Raw genomic sequence first — 19287 nt, forward strand, 5'->3', positions numbered from 1 at the left:
TAAAATCCCTATAGTGGCTATAGGGTCAAGCATTGGAGGACCAGCATGGAAATCAGGATCGGCGAACTGGCGCAGCGCACGGGATGCGAGGTCGTGACCATTCGTTACTACGAAAAGGAAGGGCTATTGCCTGAGCCGGCGCGAAGCAGCGGGAACTATCGGCTGTACGGCGAGGAGCAAGTCAAGCGCATGCAGTTCATTCGCCACTGCCGTTCGCTGGACATGTCGCTGGGCGAGATTCGGACCTTACTGAACCTGTGGGACAGCCCCACCCAGGATTGCGGAAAAGTGAATGCCCTGCTGGATGACCATATCCGGCAGGTGGAGGCGCGGGTCGAGGCGTTGTTGCAGCTAAGGCTGCATTTGACGGCCTTGCGTGAAAAGTGCGCCGGCGCACGACCCGTCGAGGCGTGCGGCATTCTTCAAGGGCTCGTGAATTGTTCTTGCCATACCGTCAGCACCCGAGACGAGGCCAGCGCTGGCGTTTAGCGTACGATTTTTCCCAAATTCTGTGGCTTCCCCTGCTAGGCGACCCCGACTCGCGGCGGGGTCCATTCGCTTTCCTTCACGGCCGTGCTCACTGCCATGGCGAGCTTGTCGAGATTGCTGGCAGTCACGCCCTCCAGTGCCGAACGCCCCCGCAGCATCGAGCGCGGTTGCAGCAGTGCATGGTAGATCTGCCAAGGGTCCGCATCCCTGGTCAGCTTCAGGACGGACTGGATCAGCTCGTGCTTGAGCGGGTCGAGGTGCCAGTCCGGCACGCGCTGGCCGCGGTTGCCTACGTTCAAAGCCAGCAAGTTGCCCGCCTTGATCTCGTAGCTGATCCACCTGCGGGATTTGCCTGCCATCTTGGCAAACGCAGCGACGGGAAGGTTGTGCGGCGCTTCGAAGACATCGAACAGCTCCATCCGCTCGCGCTGAATGTCCGAAGGCACCAGCGGCGCGGCCGATCGAGGGGGCGGAACCGCCGGCAGCCGATGTGCGGCGGCAGAAACCAACGGCATGGCGTCACCCGGCTTTGTCACGAGCAGGATTGGCGAAGCAGCAACCGGCGTAGAGGGGGCGTTTGCGGTTTGCTCACTCGGGAATGCGGGCACGCCTTCCAGATGCACGGTGAGGGGCATGCTGGCCGCCTCGACCTGGTTCTGCTCGAAGAGGTCGAGCCGATCGGCCCAGTCCTGCATCATGCGGCGACGCTGCTCCACGTACTCGGCATGGTTGTAGGTCGCGCTGACCTTGTTGGGATCGACGTGCGAGAGCTGTGCATCCACCCAGACTTTCGGGTAGCCGATCTCGTTGAGCGCAGTGGACATCGTGCCGCGGATGCCGTGTCCGGTCAGGCGTTCCTGATAGCCCATGCGCTTGAGGGCACCATTGAGGGTGTTCTCGCTGATGCGCTTCTTCAAGTCGCTGTCGTGCCGGAACAGGTGGCGCTGGGCCGGCTTGAACTCATCGAGCAGGTGCCGGACGATCTCCATGGCCTGAATCGACAGCGGCACGATGTAGGGCGGGATGTCCTTCGCCTGCTGCCGCTTCTTGCGCATATCCAACTGGAGTTGCTTCACGACGTCGGGCGGGATGATCCACAACCCACGGTCCAGATCGAATTGATCCGGCATCGCCTGTCGCAGCTCGCCGGTTCGCACGCCGGTCAGCAGCAATAGCCGCAGCCCGAGCTGGGTCTGCCGCCTGCCGCGATAGCTGCGCAGCCGCTGCAACAGCTTCGGCAGCTCGGCCATGCGCAGGAACGGGTTGTGGTTGACGGGTGGCAGCGGCAGCGCCACCACATCGAGATCGGAGGCGGGGTTCTGCTCCAGGCCCGGCACGATCACCAGCGCGTAGCGGAACAGTTGGTTGAACCACGTCCTGACTTTCTCGGCGACGGAGAGCGCCCTGCGCTTCTCGATCTTGGCGATCACCTCCAAGAGGTCGGGACGCTTGATCTCATAGATCGACCGCTTGCCCAGGGCGGGCAGCACATCTTTGTCGAAGATGCGCGGAAGTATCGAGAGGGTCGTCTGCCGGCCTTCCTTGAGGCTGAGCCCGCGATGCTTGAGCCACTTGCGATACACCGCCTCGAAGGTGTTTTCGTCGGCGAGCCGGACAGCGGTGCGCTTCTGCTTGCGGTGAACGCGAGGATTGGTGCCTTTGGCCAGCAGGGCGCGCGCTTCGTCGCGCAGGCTGCGGGCCTCGCGAAGCGTCACCTCCGGGTAGGTGCCGAGCGACATCCGCTTCTGCTTGCCCGCCCAGTAGTAGCGGAAGTGCCAAGTCCTGCCCCCTGCAGCGGTGACGGCCAGGGAGAGGCCATCCAAGTCAGGGAGGGTGTATGCCTTGCCTGTTGCCTTGGCCTGTCGAACGGCCAGGTCTGAGAGTGCCATGCTCTTGCTCCTGAACATGAGTCAGGAACCAGATGCTGGTCACGTCGACCTCGCCCCTCCATCAACAATCCGGAATCAGCCGCGCCCGCAAAAATGGACTTGTTTGTGGACTTAAAAGTCCCGGCTGTAGGCGGATCGCAGTGGACTACGGCAGAACATCAAAGAGAGGAAAAGTCCTTGTGCAGCAACGACTTGCGGACTCTCTTGGACTTCTGCGGAAGTCCACAGAATGATGCGGTGGAGCGGGTGAAGGGAATCGAACCCTCGTATGCAGCTTGGGAAGCTGCCGTTCTACCATTGAACTACACCCGCATCGCGCAGCAGATTCTATGCGCTGCCGGGGGTCGGGCGCAAGCACCGCAACATGGCCGACCCCCCTCTTCATCGCTTACCCTGGGTCGGCCCCTCCTGGTACATGGCATTGATGGCCTGGTGATTTCGCTTCAGTACCTGGGCACGCTTTACCTTGAGCGTTGGCGTCAGCAGTCCATTTTCCACCGTCCAGGGCTCCAGCTGCAGGGTCACCCGGCGTACCTTGGCATAACCCGGAAACTGTCTCAGCATCGCCTTGATACGTTGCATAACGGCAGCGACCACGCGGGGGTGCCGCAGACTGTCACGCGCCAGCGGATCAAGGCCGCAATCCTGTGCCAGCGCCGGCCAGTGATCCGCCTCCAGCACCACCAGCGCACTCAGATAGGGCCGTCCTTCGCCCAGCACCATCACCTGCGACACCAGGGGATCAAGCGCAATGGCCAGCTCCATGTCGCCCGGCGGCACTTTCTCGCCATTGGAGAGCACCAGGATATCCTTGATACGGCCAGTGATGTAGATGTGGTTGTTTTCGATGCGCGCCTGATCTCCCGTATGCAGCCAGCCGTCGGAATCGATCATCTTGGCGGTAGCCGCATGGTTGTTCCAGTAGCCGAGCATCACACCGGGTCCACGCACCAGCAACTCGTCGTCATCACCGGTGCGCACCTCGACACCGCGCAAAGGCACTCCGACACTGGCGGGGTCATTGTCTTCCAGGGGATTGACGCTCACCACCGGACTGGTTTCGGTCAGGCCATAGCCCTGCAGAATGGGTATACCCAGGCCAATGAACAGTTGGGCGATCTCCGCCGAGAGCGGTGCCCCACCACTGACTGCGATGCGCAGACGCCCACCCAGTCTTGCCGTCACTTTGGAAGCGACCAGGCGGTCCAACAGGGGCCATAACAGCATGGAGGGCCGCAGGCCCGCTCGCTGTTGTGCACGTTCAAAACGACTCCAGCCGACCCGCACGGCAGCACGGAACAGCAGCCTCGGCAGTAACGGCCGCTGCCGCATCTGGTCGGTTATGCGCCCGTATACCCGTTCAAAAATGCGCGGCACCGCAATCAACACCGTGGGACGCAGCAGCGTCAGATCCTCCGCGAGCTGTCCGATAGAGCGGGAGTAGGCCACGGTCGAGCCGGTCATGATCGGCAGGTAGTAACCGGCGGTCCGCTCCAGGGTGTGGGAGAGCGGCAGAAAGGAGAGAAACCGGTCCTCCTGGTAGCAGTCGATGACGGTGATCGAGGCGTGGGCGATGGAGAGCATGTTGTGATGACTCAGCATCACCCCTTTTGGCCGTCCGGTGGTACCCGAGGTATAGACGATTGAGGCGAGGGCATGGGGATCACCGTTGCGTGGCGGGATCTTCGGCACCGCCGCCGGCAGCAGATCATCAACCCGTCTGACACGCGCATCAGCCGACATCAGGGCGGTATCCGCGTCAGTGGCATCCTGAATCAGGACACGCTGCAACGCACCCTCGGCCGGGATCGCCTCGGCCAGCCGCTTCCAGCGGCCGCCATCCTGAACCAGCAACAACTTCACCGCGGCGTCCTGCAGAATGTAGGCGATGTTATCCGGCCGGTCGTCGGTATAGAGCGGCACCACCACCAGCCCCATCCCCAGGCTTGCCTGATCAAACGCCACCCACTCGGGGGAATTACGCAGGGTGAGGGCTACCCGATCACCGCGACGCAGATTTTCTCCGGCCAGCACTGCCTGCCAGCGTGCGACCATATCGCCCATCTCACGCCAGCTATAGTCCCGCCACTCTCGACTTTGACGATCGTAGTGGCGGTAGGCGGTCCGTTCCGGGCTACGCCTGACGCGCTGCTGAAAAAGGCCGTCCAGGGTTCTCGCCAGTTCAACCGATATCAGATCCTCACTCCACTGGTTCAAAGCCTCACCTCGCTGGTCCCTGTTATTATTTTGCCGGGTATATCCGATCACGGGCCGTGCCGGTTTCGTGTAGAATCCCGCTGAAAATGTCTTTATACCTTTATGGCGGTGGCTGACCAAGCCCTGCGCGCCCTGACCCTTTGATTACTGACCCGAACCGCATGTCTGAACAGGAAAAACCGCATCGCCCGATCCGCAGCTTTGTGTTGCGGCAGGGCCGCCTCACCGTCGGCCAGCAACGGGCCTTCGACAGCCTCTGGCCGCGTTTTGGCATCGACTACGACGGCCAGCCGATCGATTTTTCCGCGCTGTTCGGCAATGACAACCCGGTCTTTCTGGAGATCGGTTTCGGCAACGGGGAGTCCCTGGCCAGCATGGCACAGGAACACCCGGAGCATAACTATCTCGGCATCGAGGTGCATGGTCCGGGTGCGGGGCATCTGCTGATCCGGATCGAGACCCTGGGCCTGGAGAATATCCGCATCCTGCGTCATGACGCCATCGAGGTGCTCAAGCACTGTATTACGACGAACTCACTGCAGGGGCTGTTTCTGTTCTTCCCCGACCCCTGGCACAAGAAGCGGCATCACAAACGGCGCATCCTCAACCCGGACTTCGTCACCGAACTGGGCCGGGTGATCCGGCCGGGCGGCTTTTTCCATGCCGCCACTGACTGGGAGGATTATGCCCTGCAGATGATGGCGGTGCTCTCCGCTGCCGACACGCTGTTTGAGAACAGCGCCGGTGCGGGTCAATATACCCCCCGGCCAGATTACCGCCCGCTGACCAAATTCGAACAGCGTGGCCATCGACTGGGCCACGGCGTCTGGGACCTGATCTTTATTCGGCGCGGGGTGTAGCGCGCGTGGGCCGCCTGATACTGAGACAGTTTCAGGGAGCCGGTCTGGAGCCTGTTGATCTCACCATTGATGCGGGTGAGTGCGTCACCCTGACCGGCCCTTCCGGTAGCGGCAAGACCCGGTTGCTGCGGGCCATTGCCGATCTGGATCCACACAGTGGAACTGCGCTGTTTGACCGGCGGGCGGTTGATGAGACGGCACCACCGGAGTGGCGGCGACATGTCGGCCTGCTGCCGGCGGAGAGCCACTGGTGGCATGACCGGGTGGCGGAACACTTCACCGGTTCCGGCACCCGGCTGCTTTCCGAACTGGGTTTGGACGAGGCCTGTCTGGAGTGGCAGATCGCGCGCCTCTCCAGCGGGGAACGCCAGCGCCTCGCCCTGGCCCGGTTACTGGACCGCCAACCGGCGGTGCTGCTGCTGGACGAACCGACCGCCAATCTGGACCCTGAAAACGGCGCCCGGGTGGAACGGCTGGTGCAGCACTATGCGGAACAACGGGGTGCGGCCGTACTCTGGGTAAGCCACGATCCCCGGCAGCGTCGCCGGGTCGGCCAGCGCCACCTGATCATCCGCGACCGGCGAATAGAAGCGGAAGCCGCCTGATGGAGCTGATCCACCTCACTCCCTCCGACCTGTCAATTCCGGCCTTGCTGGTGCTGGCACTGGCGGCACTCTCCTGGCGGCTCCGCCTGGGGGTCGAGCGACAACTGCTGATCGCCGCGCTGCGCAGCATCCTGCAACTGCTGCTGCTCGGCCTGGTGCTGAATACGCTGTTCAGCCAGCGCGCCCCCCTGCCGATCCTGGCGCTGGCCCTGTTCATGCTGATGGTCGCCGGCTACGAGGTGATGGCCCGGCAGAAGCGCCGCTTTCGTGGTCCCTGGGGCATCGGCATCGGCACCCTCTCGATGTTCATCTCCTCCTTCAGCATTACCCTGCTGGCGGTGCATCTGGTGGTCCGGGTTGATCCCTGGTACACCCCGCAGTACCTGATCCCGCTACTCGGCATGCTGCTGGGCAACACCATGTCGGGCATGGCCATTGCGCTGGACAACCTGACCCGTGAGGCGTGGCAACAGCGTGGCGTGATCGAGGCACAATTGATGCTGGGCGAGAACTGGGACCAGGCGATCCGCGAGATCCGGCGGGACGCCCTGCGCTCCGGCCTGATACCCATTATCAACGCCATGGCCGCCGCCGGCGTGGTCAGCCTGCCCGGCATGATGACCGGCCAGATTCTCTCCGGCAGCCCCCCGCTGGAGGCGGCCAAATATCAGATTATGATCCTGTTGCTGATCGCCGTCGGTACCGGGCTGGGTGCCATCGTGGCGGTATGGATCGGCTCCCGGCGGCTGTTCGACCAGCGCCAGCGACTGCGTCTTGACCGGCTGAGCGGTGGTTAGGCAGAAATGGCCCGGGCGAGTGGCATGCCGCTTGGCGCTACCAAGGTAAGCGGCTTCAGCCGTGAAAGCGCAGGATGGGTCGGCCATTCAGCGCATCCTGCAATCCTAATCGGCCAGGCCCGGTCAAAATCGCGGCGGGGCGCCGCTCCTACAAGATGCGATTCTCACCGGCGGTGGCACGACCTGCGGGAGGCCCGCCCCGGGCCGAATCCCTGACAAGATACCGAGCCCCTGAGTTGAGTGGATTTCTGCGCCCTGTGTCACTATCGCGGCCGGGCGGCCTGACGCATTCGCAGCAGCTTCAGCAGCAACACCACGAAAGGTGCACCGTGCAGCAGCAGGTCAAACATATCCAGCGGCTTGACCAGCGTGCCACTGAACAGCATCTTCAGCTTCTCCCAGACATGGGGTTCAGGGGTGAAGGGCGCCAGGCCAAGCAGCAGGCAGGCGATAATTATCAGGGTCAGGGAAAACTCATCCAGCCAGGCCATGTTCAGTTACATCCTCCCAATCGGCGCCCACGGGATGCCCTATTTCCGGCCCATAGGGCGCTCTTTACCCGGCACCATCAGCGAGCGATAGAGTACCGCATCCGCTTCGCTGTAGCAGCAGGCAATCAGTTCATCAAACCCTTCGGCAACGCCCATCTCCTCCAGCGCAATCACTGCCGCCTGCTGTTTGGGATAGCCATACACACCGGTGCTGATGGCGGGAAAGGCCACACGCTGCAACCCCTTCTCCCTGGCCAGGGCCAGGCTGTTGCGGTAACAGGCCCGCAGCAGTTCCGGCTCACCCGCATCACCACCGCGCCAGACCGGACCGACCGTGTGGATGATCCAGGTGGCGGGCAGATCGAATCCTGGCGTGACGCGCGCCTCCCCGGTCGGACAACCGCCCAGTTTTCTGCAGTAATCCAGCAGTTCCGGCCCCGCCGCCCGGTGAATGGCACCATCAACGCCACCACCACCCAGCAGGCTGGGATTGGCCGCGTTGACAATGGCGTCCACTGCCAGCCGGGTAATGTCTTCCTGTATGATGCTGATGCGGCTCATCTCATTCGTTCTCTGCGTACTCCGGTGGGTCGAGTCAAATCATTTGGCAAGTGAGTGGTCGAACACCGCCTATCCGCTTTCCGGGTGGGATCGGTTTCTCGCGGAACTACCAAGCGTGCGAAGAAAAACCACGGGGTACGCTTTGCGGCTTTGCGAGAGAGAAACGGAACACCATTAACTCTTCATCGAGCTGTTTATTCTGTACCATAGCCGTTATGACCACCCTTGTCCCACTACTGCTGCTTGGCCTGCTGATCTGGTTCTGGCTGGACAGTGCCCGCGCCCGCGAGATCGCCACCGGCATCTGCCAGGCTGCCTGCGAGCAGCGCAATTTGCAGTTTCTCGACCAAACAGTGGCATTGCGGCGCATCGGGCTGCGCTGGACGCAACGGGGTATCCGCATCCGACGACTGTTTCAGTTCGATTATAGCGAGGAGGGGGTCGGACGTCGTGACGGTCACGTGATACTGGTCGGCGTCCAACTGGAGGAGTTCAGTCTGGGCCTGCCCAGCGAAGCTGACAGGGTGGTGCCATTTCGACACAAACCGCCCGATCATTGAAGCATCGGGGCTCGGCGAGCCCTTACTTGACCACCTTCAGGGTTGGCCGGTCACGCGGCGGCTTGGGGTCATCGTCCGGCGGGGTGTCGTTCTCATCGGACGGCGTCTCTTCCGGGAACAGCATGCCGCGACCGTTCTCACGGGCGTAGATGCCCAGCACCGCATCCGGTGGCACCACCACGTCCATCGGTGTGCCGCCAAACCGGGCGTTGAAGGTGATGTAGTCATTGCCAAGCGCCAGATCGCGTACCGCGGTCGGGGTCACGTTGAGCACGATCCGCCCCTCCTCGACAAACTGCCGGGGCACGATCACATCCTTTTTTTGCGCGTCCACCAGCAAGTGGGGGGTGAGATCGTTATCCACCAGCCACTCATAGAGCGCACGGATCAGATAGGGGCGGTTGGAAGTCAGCATGGCGACAGGCGGTAATCAGTCCCGCATCTCCCGCTCGACCTCGGATAGACTCTCCTGGAACGACTCGCGTTCAAACAGCCGGGCGGCATAATCCAGTACCGGCTTGCCCTGGGCGGGCAGCTCGATACCGAGCATCGGCAGACGCCATAGCAGCGGCGCTATGGAGCAATCCACCAGGGAGAAATCGTCACTCATGAAGAAGGGCTTGTGGGTAAAGATGGGCGCGGCAGCGACCAGGCTCTCACGCAGCTCCTTGCGCGCCTTGGTCGCCCCCTTGCCACCGGCCAGGATCTCTTCCATCTGAGTGTACCAGTCCTTGCTCACGCGGTGCATGTAGAGGCGTGAACTGGCGCGAGAGACCGGATCCACCGGCAGCAACGGCGGGTGCGGAAAGCGTTCGTCCAGATACTCCATGATGATGCGCGACTCGAACAGGGTCAGATCCCGATCCACCAGCGTAGGGAGAGTGCCGTAGGGATTCAGGTCCATGATGTCTTCGGATATGTTCAGCGGATCAACATCCGTGATCTCAACGGTAATACTCTTCTCAGCCAACACCAGACGCACGCGATGACTGTAGGGGCTGCTCGGATCCGAATACATGGTCATCACAGATCTCTTGTTCGCAACAACGGCCATACAAACCACTCCAGGATAGTATCAGGAACGGGGAGCCTGTCGGACTTGACCGACAGGCTCCCAGCAATAAAAAATCCGCTGCCCAAATGCAACGGGGGCGTACAGTATACAATAAACTGTACGCCCCCGTGTTACCGGATACGCAGACGATCAGTGGACGTCTTTCCAGTACTCTTTCTTCAACAGATAAGAGAGCACGAAGAACACCGCCAGGAACAGCAGTACCCAGGTACCCAGGCGTTTACGCTCCAGCTGGACCGGCTCGGCCACATAGCTGAGGAAGGCGGTCAGATCGCGCATCGCGCCGTCGAACTCTTCCGGACTCAGCTTACCCTTGCCGGCGGCACCCTCGACCGGCACCAGCTCCTTGACCACCTGCTGGCCATCCACTTCTTCGAACACGGCCTTCTGCATGCCCTGCAGTTCCCACATCACGTGCGGCATGCCCACATCCTTGAACACCACGTTATTGACGCCGAAAGGACGCGCCTCATCCACGTAGAAGCTGCGCAGGTAGGTGTAGATATAGTCGACACCCCGGGCCCGGGCAATCAGGCTCAGATCGGGCGGCACCACGCCGAACCAGGCTTCCGCGTTGGCATCACTCATGGCGATGGTCATGGTGTCACCGATCTTGTCCGTGGTGAACATCAGGTTCTCTTTCACCTCGTCCTCGGTCAGGCCCAGGTCACGCGCCATCCGGTTGTAACGCTGGAACTTGGCCGAGTGACAGCTCAGGCAGTAGTTGACGAAGAACTTGGCGCCGCGCTGCAGGGATGCCTGATCAGAGACATCGATATCCGCGTCATCCAGGTGTACACCACCGCCGGCCGCCAGACCGAGCAGGGGTGCCGTAGCTAATAAAAATGCAACAATCAGCTTTTTCATTGGGTCACCCTCTCAGGAACAGGCTTGGTCTTATCCATTTTGCTGTAGATCGGCATCAACAGGAAAAAGGCGAAGTAGAGCACAGTACAGATCTGCGCCAGCAAGGTCAGAAAGGGTGTTACCGGTTGGGTACCCAACCAGCCCAGCAGGATGAACACCACCACGAAGATGGCGATGGCGCCCTTCACGATCGGCCCCTTGTAGCGGACCGACTTGACCGGGCTGCGGTCCAACCAGGGCAGGAAGAACATCACCACGATAGCCGCCCCCATGGCCAATACGCCAGGGAAGGCCGAACCGGCCATGGAGGGCACTGCCCGCAGGATGGCGTAGAACGGGGTGAAGTACCAGACCGGCGCGATATGCAGCGGCGTCTTCAACGGGTCGGCCGGATCAAAGTTGGGCGGCTCCAGGAAATACCCGCCCATCTCCGGCGCGAAGAAAACCGCTGCCGCGAACAGGAACAGGAACCCGGCCACACCAACCGTATCCTTCACCGAGTAGTAGGGATGGAACGGGATGCCGTCTTTCGGGATGCCGTTCGCGTCCTTGTTCTTCTTGATCTCGATACCGTCCGGGTTGTTGGAACCGACCTTGTGCAGCGCCACGATATGGATAAACACCACCGCGGCCAGCAGGAACGGCAGCAGGAAGTGCAGCGCAAAGAAGCGGTTCAGGGTGGCATCGGAGATGACATAGTCACCACGAATCCAGACACCCAGGTCGGGGCCGATCACCGGCACGGCGGAGAACAGGTTGATAATCACCTGCGCACCCCAGTAAGACATCTGGCCCCAGGGCAGCAGATAGCCCATGAAGGCAGTGGCCATCATCAGCACATAGAGCACCACACCAATGATCCAGAGCAGCTCGCGCGGCGCCCGGTAGGAGCCGTAGATCAGACCCCGGAACATGTGCAGATAGATCACGATGAAGAAGGCCGAGGCCCCGGTAGAGTGCAGATAGCGGATCAGCCAGCCCCACTCCACGTCACGCATGATGTACTCGACCGAGCCAAAGGCCAGCATGGCATCCGGCTTGTAGCTCATGGCCAGCCAGATACCGGTGAGGATCTGATTGACCAGCACCAGCATGGCCAGGGAGCCGAAGAAATACCAGAAGTTGAAATTTTTTGGCGCGTAATATTCCGCCAGGTGCTCATTCCACACCTTGGTGGCCGGGAAGCGCTCATCAATCCAGGTCATTAAGCTCATCAGGCAGCTCCTCCATCTTCACCCACCAGTATCTGGGTATCGGTCAGGAAGTAGTAAGGGGGTATTTCCAGGTTCAGGGGGGCGGGCACACCGCTGTAGACGCGGCCGGCCAGATCAAATCTTGAACCGTGACAGGGGCAGAAGAAACCACCCACCCAGTCCGCGCCCAGATCATGCGGCGCCACATCGGGGCGGTAAGTGGGAGAACAACCCAGATGGGTACAGATACCCACGGCCACCAGATACTTCGGTTTACGCGAACGGTAGGGATTCTGGCAGTACTCCGGTTGCTGCGGCTGCTCTGAATCAGGATCAAGCAGGACATCGACCAGCCCTTCCATATCCTTGAGATTCTTTTCTGTGCGATTGACCACCCAGACCGGTTTGCCACGCCACTTGACGCGCATCATCTGGCCAGGCTCCAGCTTGCTGACGTCGGCCTCAACCGGCGCACCTGCGGCCTTCGCCTTTTCACTTGGATTCCAAGACTTCAGAAAAGGTACTGCGACAAAGCCGGCGCCCACAGCACCGACCACACTGGTTGCAGCGGTAAGAAACCGCCGCTTTTTTAGATCCACACTCATTAGTATAAGACTCCCGGAGTAGCCGGACGCTGAAATTCCCGGCCGAATCTTAGCAGAATTGGCGCAGGAAAATCAGTATATGCTGATATTTACCCCAAAATAGACGGCGCATTCTCTTACATGCGCCGGCCGAGGTCAAGATTGGACTGTCGCGAGGGATGGCGATTGGCGCGGCGTCAGGGCCTTGGAATGCCCGATCAGACCGGGTTGTCATCATCAATAAACAGATGATCCAAGGCAAATTTTTCCGCCAGGTGCTGGCCCAACGCCTGTACTCCGAAACGCTCGGTGGCGTGATGACCCGCGGCAAAATAGTGAATCCCCAACTCCCGGGCCAAGTGAGTCGTGGACTCCGAAATCTCACCGCTGACAAAGGCATCGAGCCCGGCAGCGGCGGCCTCCACGATCGCCCCCTGGGCCGCTCCGGTACACCAGCCGATACGCCGGATCGGCCGGTCGCCGGCCGCAATCAGCAGTGGTGCCCGCCCGAGCAATCGGGTCATCCGACGGGCCAAAGCGGCCGGTAACTCATCCTCCAACTCCCCCTGCCAGACCAGGCCCTGCGCCAGGGCGCGGCCCTGCCTGATCCCCAACAGATCGCCCAGGGTACGATTGTTCCCCAGCTCCGGATGGGCATCCAGCGGCAGGTGATAGGCCATCAGGCCTATTTCCGCCCGGATCAGATGACGCACGCGCCGCCCCTTCACGCCGGTAAGCGGGGCAGGCTCCCCGCGCCAGAAATAGCCGTGATGAACCAGCAGCAGATCCGCCCCGGCCTGCTCCGCCGCCGCGATCACCGCCTGACTGGCGGTAACCCCTGTCACCAGGCGCCGGATCTCCCGTCGCCCGGCATCCAGCTGCAGGCCGTTGGGACAGTAATCTTCAAATCCACCGGCATCGAGCAGTCCGTTGCAGTACCGTTCTAGTTCAAAAATATCAATCATTGATCAGCCTCGCCCTCACCCTTTGTGTTGGGACATAATAGGTTATCCATTTTCAACTGCTGCAGTGTAACCTGACTCGACAATGAAAAGAGCCTTCACCTATATCGTCAGTTCCGCCGTCGCCGGCATGGCGGCCGCCTACCTTGCCGTCACCCTGTTCACCACACCGCCACCGGCAGACCTGCTCACGCCAGCCCCGTTACCCCCCATGGCACTCACCCAGGGTCCGGTCTCCTACGCCGGCGCGGTACAGTCGGCAGCCCCGGCGGTGGTCAACATCTTTACCGCAAAGGTAACGCTGCAGCGCGGCAGCTCCCTGTTTGACGACCCGTTTTTCCAGCGCTTTTTTGGAGATCGCTTCCAGTCCCCCCCGAGAAAAAAGCTGCAGACCAGCCTCGGTTCCGGCGTCATTATCAGTGGTAACGGTTACATCCTCACCAACAATCATGTCATTGAAGATGCCGACCAGATCCGTGTCGTGCTCTCCAGCGGCCGCACCCTTGACGCTCGGGTCGCCGGGGTGGACCCGGACACCGACCTGGCGGTCCTGAAGACCGACGCGGATGATCTTCCCACCATCACGGTAGGAGACTCCCAGGGACTGCAGGTGGGTGATGTGGTACTGGCGATCGGCAACCCGTTCGGCGTCGGCCAGACCGTCACCATGGGCATTGTCAGCGCCACCGGGCGCAATCAGCTCGGCATCAACACCTTCGAGAACTTTATCCAGACCGACGCCGCCATCAATCCCGGCAACTCCGGCGGCGCACTGATTAACGCCCACGGCCAGTTGGTGGGCATCAACACGGCTATCTTCTCAAAGAGCGGCGGCTCCCAGGGCATCGGTTTTGCCATTCCCGTGGCATTGGCCAAAGGCGTGATGGAGCAGATTCTGAAACAGGGTCGCGTGGTGCGTGGCTGGCTCGGTATCGCCGGCCAGGACATCACCCCGGAACTGGCCGAGTCGTTCAACTTGAAAGCGGGCAGCGGCGTGCTGATCTCGGGGGTGCTGGAGGGTGGGCCGGCCGACAAGGCCGGTCTGGCGCCGGGGGACGTGATCTCAACCATCAACAACCAGCCGTTGACCAACGCTCACGACATTCTCAACCTGATTGCCGCCGTCCCGCCGGGAGACAAGGTACGAATTAAAGGTTGGCGCAATCAGGAACCGTTCGACCTACAGGTCGAGGTGAGCGAACGTCCACTGATGGATCCGCGACAGCAGTAGGCCGGCGCCGATTCGCCACGTGGGGCGATGAGATAGCCCTTATGCGTTCCCACGCAGAGCGTGGAAACGAGGAATCGATCTTCTCGCTATTTCAATCGGTACTCAGCGGAGCGCGCGTGGGCCGTCAGTCCTTCGCCGCGGGCCAGTATGGAAGCGGTCCGGCCGAGGGTATCCGCGCCGGCATCCGACACCATGATCAGACTGGAGCGCTTCTGGAAATCATACACGCCCAAGGGTGATGAGAAACGCGCGGTCCGCGATGTGGGCAGAACATGGTTCGGGCCGGCACAGTAATCACCCAGCGGCTCGGACGTGTAACGCCCCATGAAGATGGCCCCGGCGTGCTGGATCTGCTCCACCAGGGTCAACGGATCAGCCACTGACAGCTCCAGATGCTCCGGCGCGATGTGGTTGGAGACCCGGCATGCCTCGTCCATATCGCGACAGACTATCAGTGCCCCGCGCTCTTTCAGGGCGGTGGCGATGATCGGCTCACGCTCCATGGTCGGCAGCAACCGGTCGATGCTCTGTTTGACCCGGGCCACGAAATCCGCGTCCGGTGAGATCAGGATCGACTGGGCATCCTCGTCGTGCTCCGCCTGGGAGAACAGGTCCATCGCCACCCAGTCGGGATCGGTCTGGCCGTCACATACCACGAGGATCTCCGAGGGCCCGGCCACCATGTCGATACCGACCTGCCCGAACACCGCCCGCTTGGCGGTGGCCACGTAGATATTGCCCGGCCCCACCACCTTGTCCACTGGCGGCACCAGGCCTGTTCCGTAGGCCAGCGCGGCCACCGCCTGGGCGCCGCCGATGGCGAACACCCGGTCAACACCACAGATGTGGGCTGCCGCCAGGACCAGTTCATTCAGTTCACCGCCCGGTGTCGGCACCACCATGATCAGCTCGCTGACTCCCGCCACCTTGGCCGGCAAGGCGTTCATCAGCACCGACGAGGGATAGGCTGCCTTGCCGCCGGGCACATAGAGCCCCACCCGCTCCAGCGGCGTCACCTTCTGGCCGAGCAGGGTGCCGTCGGCCTCCCGGTAGCTCCAGGACTCCCCTTTCTGTTTTTCATGATAAATCCGCACCCGCTCGGCGGCATGTTTGAGCGCCGTCTGCTGCGCCTCCGGAATGGTGTTCCAGGCCTGTTCCAGCCGTGCCAGCGGCACTTCCAGGTCGGCGGCGCCGGCGGCGTTCCAGCCATCGAACCTGTTGGTGTATTCCAGCAGCGCCTCATCCCCGCGCTGGCGGATATTGGCGATGATTTCATTGACGGTACTATTGACCGCACCGTCAGAGACCGATTCCCAGGCCAGCAACCGGTCCAACTGCTGCTGAAAATCGCTATCGGTGGTGGAGAGCTGACGTATTTCAGACATGATCAATCCTAAACTCAAAAAAACTCAGGGTGTGACGCGGAACAACTCAGGCCGCCCTGGCGATCGCCTCCTGCAGGGCGTCCAACAGCTGCATGACGGTGGCGTGCTTCATTTTCCAGGAGGCCTTGTTGACCACCAGGCGGGAGCTGATGTCGGCAATATGCTGCAGTGGCACCAGTCCGTTGGCTTTCAGGGTATTGCCGCTCTCGACCAGATCTACAATCAGGTCCGACAGTCCCACCAGCGGCGCCAGCTCCATGGAGCCGTACAGCTTGATGATCTCCACCTGCTGACCACGGGCAGCAAAGTAGCGCCGCGCCGATTCAACATACTTGGTGGCGATGCGCAGGCGGTTGCCTTCCAGACTGGCATCCGCCGCACCCGCCACCATCAGGCGGCAACGGGCAATCTGCAGATCCAGCGGTTCATACAGCCCCTCGCCGCCATGCTCCAGCAGCACATCCTTGCCGGCAACCCCCAGATCGGCGGCGCCCCACTGCACGTAGGTGGGCACATCGGTGGCGCGGATGATCACCAGCTTCACCTGGGGGTGATTGGTATCCATGATCAGCTTGCGGCTGGTTTCCGGGTCATCCGTGGGTACGATACCGGCGTGCGCCAGCAGTGGCAGCGTCTGCTCGAAAATCCGCCCCTTGGAGAGGGCGATGGTAATCGGGGTGTCAAAATTCATCTGCTCATTCCGGTCTGTCGCCCAGTATGCTCAAGCGGCTACTTGGGCACGCGGCGGATCTGGGCGCCCAGTCCCGCCAGCTTCTCCTCGATATTCTCGTAGCCCCGATCAATATGATAGATCCGATCGACGATAGTCTCGCCATCCGCCACCAGGCCGGCCAGCACCAGGCTGGCGGAGGCGCGCAGATCGGTGGCCATGACGGGCGCCCCGGTCAGCCGGTCGACTCCGGCAATAATGGCCGTATTGCCCTCCAGCTTGATGTTGGCACCCATGCGCTGCATCTCCTGCACATGCATGAAACGGTTTTCGAACACCGTTTCGGTAATGGTGCCCACTCCCTCGGCGATACAGTTCAACGCCGTAAACTGGGCCTGCATATCGGTGGGGAACGCCGGGTAGGGCGCCGTGTGGATATCCACCGCCCGGGGACGCCTGCCCTGCATATCCAGGGAGATCCAATCCTCTCCCTGTTCGATCTCGGCACCCGCCTCACGCAGCTTATGGGTGATTACTTCCACCAGCGCCGGCTGGGTATCCCTTACGCGGATCTTGCCGCCGGTTATCGCCGCGGCCACCAGATAGGTGCCGGTCTCGATACGATCCGGCAACACGTCGTAGTGGGTACCGATCAGCCGATCGACTCCCTCGATGACAATGGTATCGGTACCGGCACCGCTGATCTTGGCGCCCATCTTGTTGAGACAGTCGGCCAGATCCACCACTTCGGGTTCCCGGGCCGCATTCTCAATAACCGTCTCGCCCTCTGCCAGGGTAGCAGCCATCATCAGATTTTCCGTGCCTGTCACGGTCACCACATCCATAATCAGCCGGGCGCCGCGCAGTTTTTTTGCCGAGGCACGGATATAGCCATTCTCCACCTCGATCTTGGCACCCATGGCGCGCAGACCCTCAATATGAAGATTGACCGGCCGGGAACCGATGGCACAGCCGCCAGGCAGAGAGACATCTGCCCGTCCAAATCGCGCCAGCAGGGGACCGAGCACCAGAATGGAGGCGCGCATGGTCTTTACCAACTCGTAGGGGGCATGAAAATCCCGGATGCTGCTGGTATCGGTTTCGATGCAGAGTCGTTCGTCCACCACCAGTTGCACCCCCATGTAGCCAAGCAGCTCCATGGTGGTGGTGATGTCGTGCAGATGGGGCACATTGCCGATGGTTACCGGACCGTCAGCCAGCAGGGTCGCCGCAAGGATCGGCAGTGCGGCGTTCTTGGCACCGGCAATACGTACATCGCCGGACAACGGCGCGCCGCCAGTGATAATCAGTTTATCCATCTAAGAACCATTTTTCCGGGCACCGAAGTACACCGACTAGGAAGGACATAAGCCCAAAGGAACCGGTTATTCTATGAGAAAAAGCGCTAAATCGAAAGGCGTAGACAGAGGAGTCTCTTACCAGGCCCGGTTCGACACCCACTCAGCTCTCTAGCAACAACAGCTTTTCCACATTACTCAGCCGGGCAATGCCCAGCAGTGCTTCCGGCAGTGACCGGATCCGCAATGTCACTCCATGATGCCGGGCGCGCTCCAGAACTTCCAGCAGCAGCGCCAACCCGGAGCTGTCCACGTCACCCACCCGGGACAAGTCGATCACCAGCGATTCCTTCTTGACTCCGCCGAGCAGTCGCTCTATCTGGCCCAACAGCGCCGTCACATTGGCGAATACCAGATCACCGGATAACTGCATGACACCCTGATCGTCGATCGCGGCCTGCACGGAAGACATTCAGTTCCTCTGCTCATTGCGCTGCTCGAGCTTCTCGATCAACCCGGACAAATTATGTCGCCTGATCTGGGAAGCAAACGAGGAGCGGTAATTGGAGACCAGGCTGATGCCGTCGATGGAGACGTCGAAGACCTTCCATTCTTCGCCATTGAGATGAAGTCGATAGTCGATCGGTATCGGCAGTGCACCGGATGCCTGAACCTGGGTGTTCACCGTGGCCTCATTCCTATCCGTCCCCTGATGCGAAGGCAGATAGACAATCTCCTGGCCGGAGTAGTTGAGCAAGGCCGTGGCGTAGGTGCGCACCAGCAGTTGCCGGAACGCCTTCACAAAGGCCTCTTTCTCGCCGTCACTGGCACGCGGCCAGTACTTGCCCAGCACCAGCTGCGACATACGCTGAAAATCAAACCGGGGCAGTACGATATGCTCGACCAGGTCGTAAATTTTCCCCGGCGACGCCTGCAACTCCGGTTTGCGGTCGATCAGCTCGGCCAGCATCTGGTCAGATGTCTGGCGCACAATCTCTTCGGGCACCGCCGCCGAGAACGCGGGCGTGGCCAGAAACAACAGCAGCACCAGCCACAAACCGGTCAAGTATTGTTTATTCAAGTTTGCCACCCTCTTCCGCTTTGCTGAATAGGAACTGACCGATAATCTCCTCCAGCACCAGCGCTGACTGGGTCAGGGAGATTTCGGAACCGCCTTGCAGATACTTTTCACTGCCGCCCGGGTCCAGACCGATATACTGCTCACCCAGCAGTCCCGCCGTGAAAATCTTGGCGAAACTGTCCTCGGGAATCACATTGTACTGGGCATCGATGCGCAACGTGACCACCGCTTCGTAGGTTTTCCGGTCGAAGCCGATCGCGCTGACCCGGCCTATACGCACCCCGGCCATGGTGACAGGCGAGCGCACCTTCAGACTGCCGATATTATCAAACCGGGCGGTCACATCGTAACCTTCACCATTGCTGGAGGCGCTCAAATTGCTCACCTGCATCGCAAGGAAGAAGAAAGCGACCAGCCCCGCCGCCATAAAGGCACCGACAAGAATCTCTATCGTCCTGCTATGTATCATCAA

At 61.1% G+C, this 19287-nt stretch carries 22 protein-coding genes and 1 tRNA gene; 6 read left to right on the top strand and 17 right to left on the bottom strand.

Going from position 1 to position 19287, the window contains the following annotated elements; genetic code table 11:
* Positions 1-45 precede the first annotated feature (45 nt).
* Positions 46-489 (top strand): Cd(II)/Pb(II)-responsive transcriptional regulator, encoded by a 444-nt coding sequence (gene cadR / locus A3GO_RS0112160; RefSeq protein ID WP_013721909.1) that lies wholly within the window; start codon positions 46-48, stop codon positions 487-489.
* 35 nt (positions 490-524) lie between these two features.
* Here the strand turns inward: cadR and A3GO_RS0112165 are convergent, their stop codons facing one another.
* From A3GO_RS0112165 to A3GO_RS0112175, 3 genes are all read right to left on the bottom strand, one after another.
* A complete protein-coding gene (locus A3GO_RS0112165; RefSeq protein WP_023085019.1) occupies positions 525-2378 on the bottom strand; it encodes a tyrosine-type recombinase/integrase in 1854 nt (617 codons plus the stop codon).
* 238 nt (positions 2379-2616) lie between these two features.
* Positions 2617-2690, bottom strand: a tRNA-Gly gene (locus A3GO_RS0112170).
* Positions 2691-2759: 69 nt separating this feature from the next.
* A complete protein-coding gene (locus A3GO_RS0112175; RefSeq protein ID WP_029133619.1) occupies positions 2760-4595 on the bottom strand; it encodes an AMP-dependent synthetase/ligase in 1836 nt (611 codons plus the stop codon).
* Between the two features lie 161 nt (positions 4596-4756).
* Here A3GO_RS0112175 and trmB point away from each other — a divergent pair, with 161 nt between their 5' ends.
* From trmB to A3GO_RS0112190, 3 genes are read left to right on the top strand one after another with little or no spacing between them, the layout of a single operon-like run.
* On the top strand, positions 4757-5455 hold the full coding sequence (gene trmB / locus A3GO_RS0112180) for a tRNA (guanosine(46)-N7)-methyltransferase TrmB (RefSeq protein WP_029133620.1): 699 nt from the start codon (positions 4757-4759) through the stop codon (positions 5453-5455).
* A 5-nt stretch (positions 5456-5460) separates the two neighbouring features.
* Positions 5461-6060: an ABC transporter ATP-binding protein gene (locus A3GO_RS0112185; protein WP_029133621.1), complete on the top strand. Its 600-nt coding sequence runs from the start codon at positions 5461-5463 to the stop codon at positions 6058-6060.
* Positions 6060-6857, top strand: coding sequence for an ABC transporter permease (locus tag A3GO_RS0112190; RefSeq protein ID WP_029133622.1), 798 nt, complete (start codon positions 6060-6062; stop codon positions 6855-6857). Before A3GO_RS0112185 ends, A3GO_RS0112190 begins: the two co-directional genes overlap by 1 nt.
* A gap of 263 nt (positions 6858-7120) precedes the next feature.
* On the opposite strand, the gene A3GO_RS0112195 is transcribed toward A3GO_RS0112190, so the two are convergent.
* Both A3GO_RS0112195 and A3GO_RS0112200 read right to left on the bottom strand, forming a co-directional pair.
* Entirely contained in the window at positions 7121-7348 is a 228-nt protein-coding gene (locus tag A3GO_RS0112195) for a hypothetical protein (protein ID WP_029133623.1), read from the bottom strand.
* Positions 7349-7387: 39 nt separating this feature from the next.
* Positions 7388-7909, bottom strand: coding sequence for an O-acetyl-ADP-ribose deacetylase (locus A3GO_RS0112200; RefSeq protein ID WP_029133624.1), 522 nt, complete (start codon positions 7907-7909; stop codon positions 7388-7390).
* A 215-nt stretch (positions 7910-8124) separates the two neighbouring features.
* On the opposite strand from A3GO_RS0112200, the gene A3GO_RS23730 reads away from it, so the two are divergent.
* Positions 8125-8469 carry a DUF3301 domain-containing protein gene (locus A3GO_RS23730; protein ID WP_051302235.1) on the top strand — a complete coding sequence of 115 codons (345 nt, stop codon included), beginning with the start codon at positions 8125-8127 and terminating at the stop codon, positions 8467-8469.
* A 22-nt stretch (positions 8470-8491) separates the two neighbouring features.
* Here A3GO_RS23730 and A3GO_RS0112210 read toward each other — a convergent pair whose 3' ends face one another.
* The 6 genes from A3GO_RS0112210 to A3GO_RS0112235 all read right to left on the bottom strand — a co-directional run bounded on the left by A3GO_RS0112210 (position 8492) and on the right by A3GO_RS0112235 (position 13153).
* Entirely contained in the window at positions 8492-8881 is a 390-nt protein-coding gene (locus A3GO_RS0112210; RefSeq protein ID WP_029133625.1) for a ClpXP protease specificity-enhancing factor, read from the bottom strand.
* A gap of 18 nt (positions 8882-8899) precedes the next feature.
* Positions 8900-9523 carry a stringent starvation protein SspA gene (gene sspA / locus A3GO_RS0112215; protein WP_029133626.1) on the bottom strand — a complete coding sequence of 208 codons (624 nt, stop codon included), beginning with the start codon at positions 9521-9523 and terminating at the stop codon, positions 8900-8902.
* 150 nt (positions 9524-9673) lie between these two features.
* Positions 9674-10411 (bottom strand): cytochrome c1, encoded by a 738-nt coding sequence (locus A3GO_RS0112220; protein WP_029133627.1) that lies wholly within the window; start codon positions 10409-10411, stop codon positions 9674-9676.
* A complete protein-coding gene (locus tag A3GO_RS0112225) occupies positions 10408-11625 on the bottom strand; it encodes a cytochrome b (protein WP_029133628.1) in 1218 nt (405 codons plus the stop codon). The genes A3GO_RS0112220 and A3GO_RS0112225 overlap by 4 nt, the downstream gene beginning before the upstream one ends.
* Entirely contained in the window at positions 11625-12209 is a 585-nt protein-coding gene (gene petA, locus A3GO_RS0112230) for a ubiquinol-cytochrome c reductase iron-sulfur subunit (RefSeq protein WP_029133629.1), read from the bottom strand. Before petA ends, A3GO_RS0112225 begins: the two co-directional genes overlap by 1 nt.
* A gap of 197 nt (positions 12210-12406) precedes the next feature.
* Positions 12407-13153, bottom strand: a complete 747-nt coding sequence (locus tag A3GO_RS0112235; RefSeq protein ID WP_029133630.1) for a Nif3-like dinuclear metal center hexameric protein — start codon at positions 13151-13153, stop codon at positions 12407-12409.
* 82 nt (positions 13154-13235) lie between these two features.
* Between A3GO_RS0112235 and A3GO_RS0112240 the strand changes: the two genes are divergently transcribed.
* Entirely contained in the window at positions 13236-14381 is a 1146-nt protein-coding gene (locus tag A3GO_RS0112240) for a Do family serine endopeptidase (RefSeq protein ID WP_029133631.1), read from the top strand.
* An 86-nt stretch (positions 14382-14467) separates the two neighbouring features.
* Here the strand turns inward: A3GO_RS0112240 and hisD are convergent, their stop codons facing one another.
* From hisD to mlaD, 6 genes are all read right to left on the bottom strand, one after another.
* Positions 14468-15766 (bottom strand): histidinol dehydrogenase, encoded by a 1299-nt coding sequence (gene hisD / locus A3GO_RS0112245; RefSeq protein ID WP_029133632.1) that lies wholly within the window; start codon positions 15764-15766, stop codon positions 14468-14470.
* Between the two features lie 46 nt (positions 15767-15812).
* The gene (gene hisG / locus A3GO_RS0112250; RefSeq protein WP_029133633.1) at positions 15813-16457 is read right to left on the bottom strand and encodes an ATP phosphoribosyltransferase; all 645 of its coding nucleotides are present in this window, start codon (positions 16455-16457) and stop codon (positions 15813-15815) included.
* A 38-nt stretch (positions 16458-16495) separates the two neighbouring features.
* Positions 16496-17755, bottom strand: coding sequence for a UDP-N-acetylglucosamine 1-carboxyvinyltransferase (gene murA / locus A3GO_RS0112255; RefSeq protein WP_029133634.1), 1260 nt, complete (start codon positions 17753-17755; stop codon positions 16496-16498).
* A 142-nt stretch (positions 17756-17897) separates the two neighbouring features.
* Complete coding sequence (locus A3GO_RS0112260) at positions 17898-18206, bottom strand: STAS domain-containing protein (protein WP_029133635.1); 309 nt, start codon at positions 18204-18206, stop codon at positions 17898-17900.
* Positions 18207-18815 (bottom strand): MlaC/ttg2D family ABC transporter substrate-binding protein, encoded by a 609-nt coding sequence (locus A3GO_RS0112265; protein WP_037375277.1) that lies wholly within the window; start codon positions 18813-18815, stop codon positions 18207-18209.
* The gene (gene mlaD, locus A3GO_RS0112270; protein WP_029133637.1) at positions 18808-19284 is read right to left on the bottom strand and encodes an outer membrane lipid asymmetry maintenance protein MlaD; all 477 of its coding nucleotides are present in this window, start codon (positions 19282-19284) and stop codon (positions 18808-18810) included. The genes A3GO_RS0112265 and mlaD overlap by 8 nt, the downstream gene beginning before the upstream one ends.
* Between the last annotated feature and the right edge of the window lie 3 nt (positions 19285-19287).

The sequence above is a fragment of the Sedimenticola selenatireducens DSM 17993 genome (genome assembly GCF_000428045.1).
Taxonomy (GTDB): Bacteria; Pseudomonadota; Gammaproteobacteria; order Chromatiales; family Chromatiaceae; genus Sedimenticola; species Sedimenticola selenatireducens.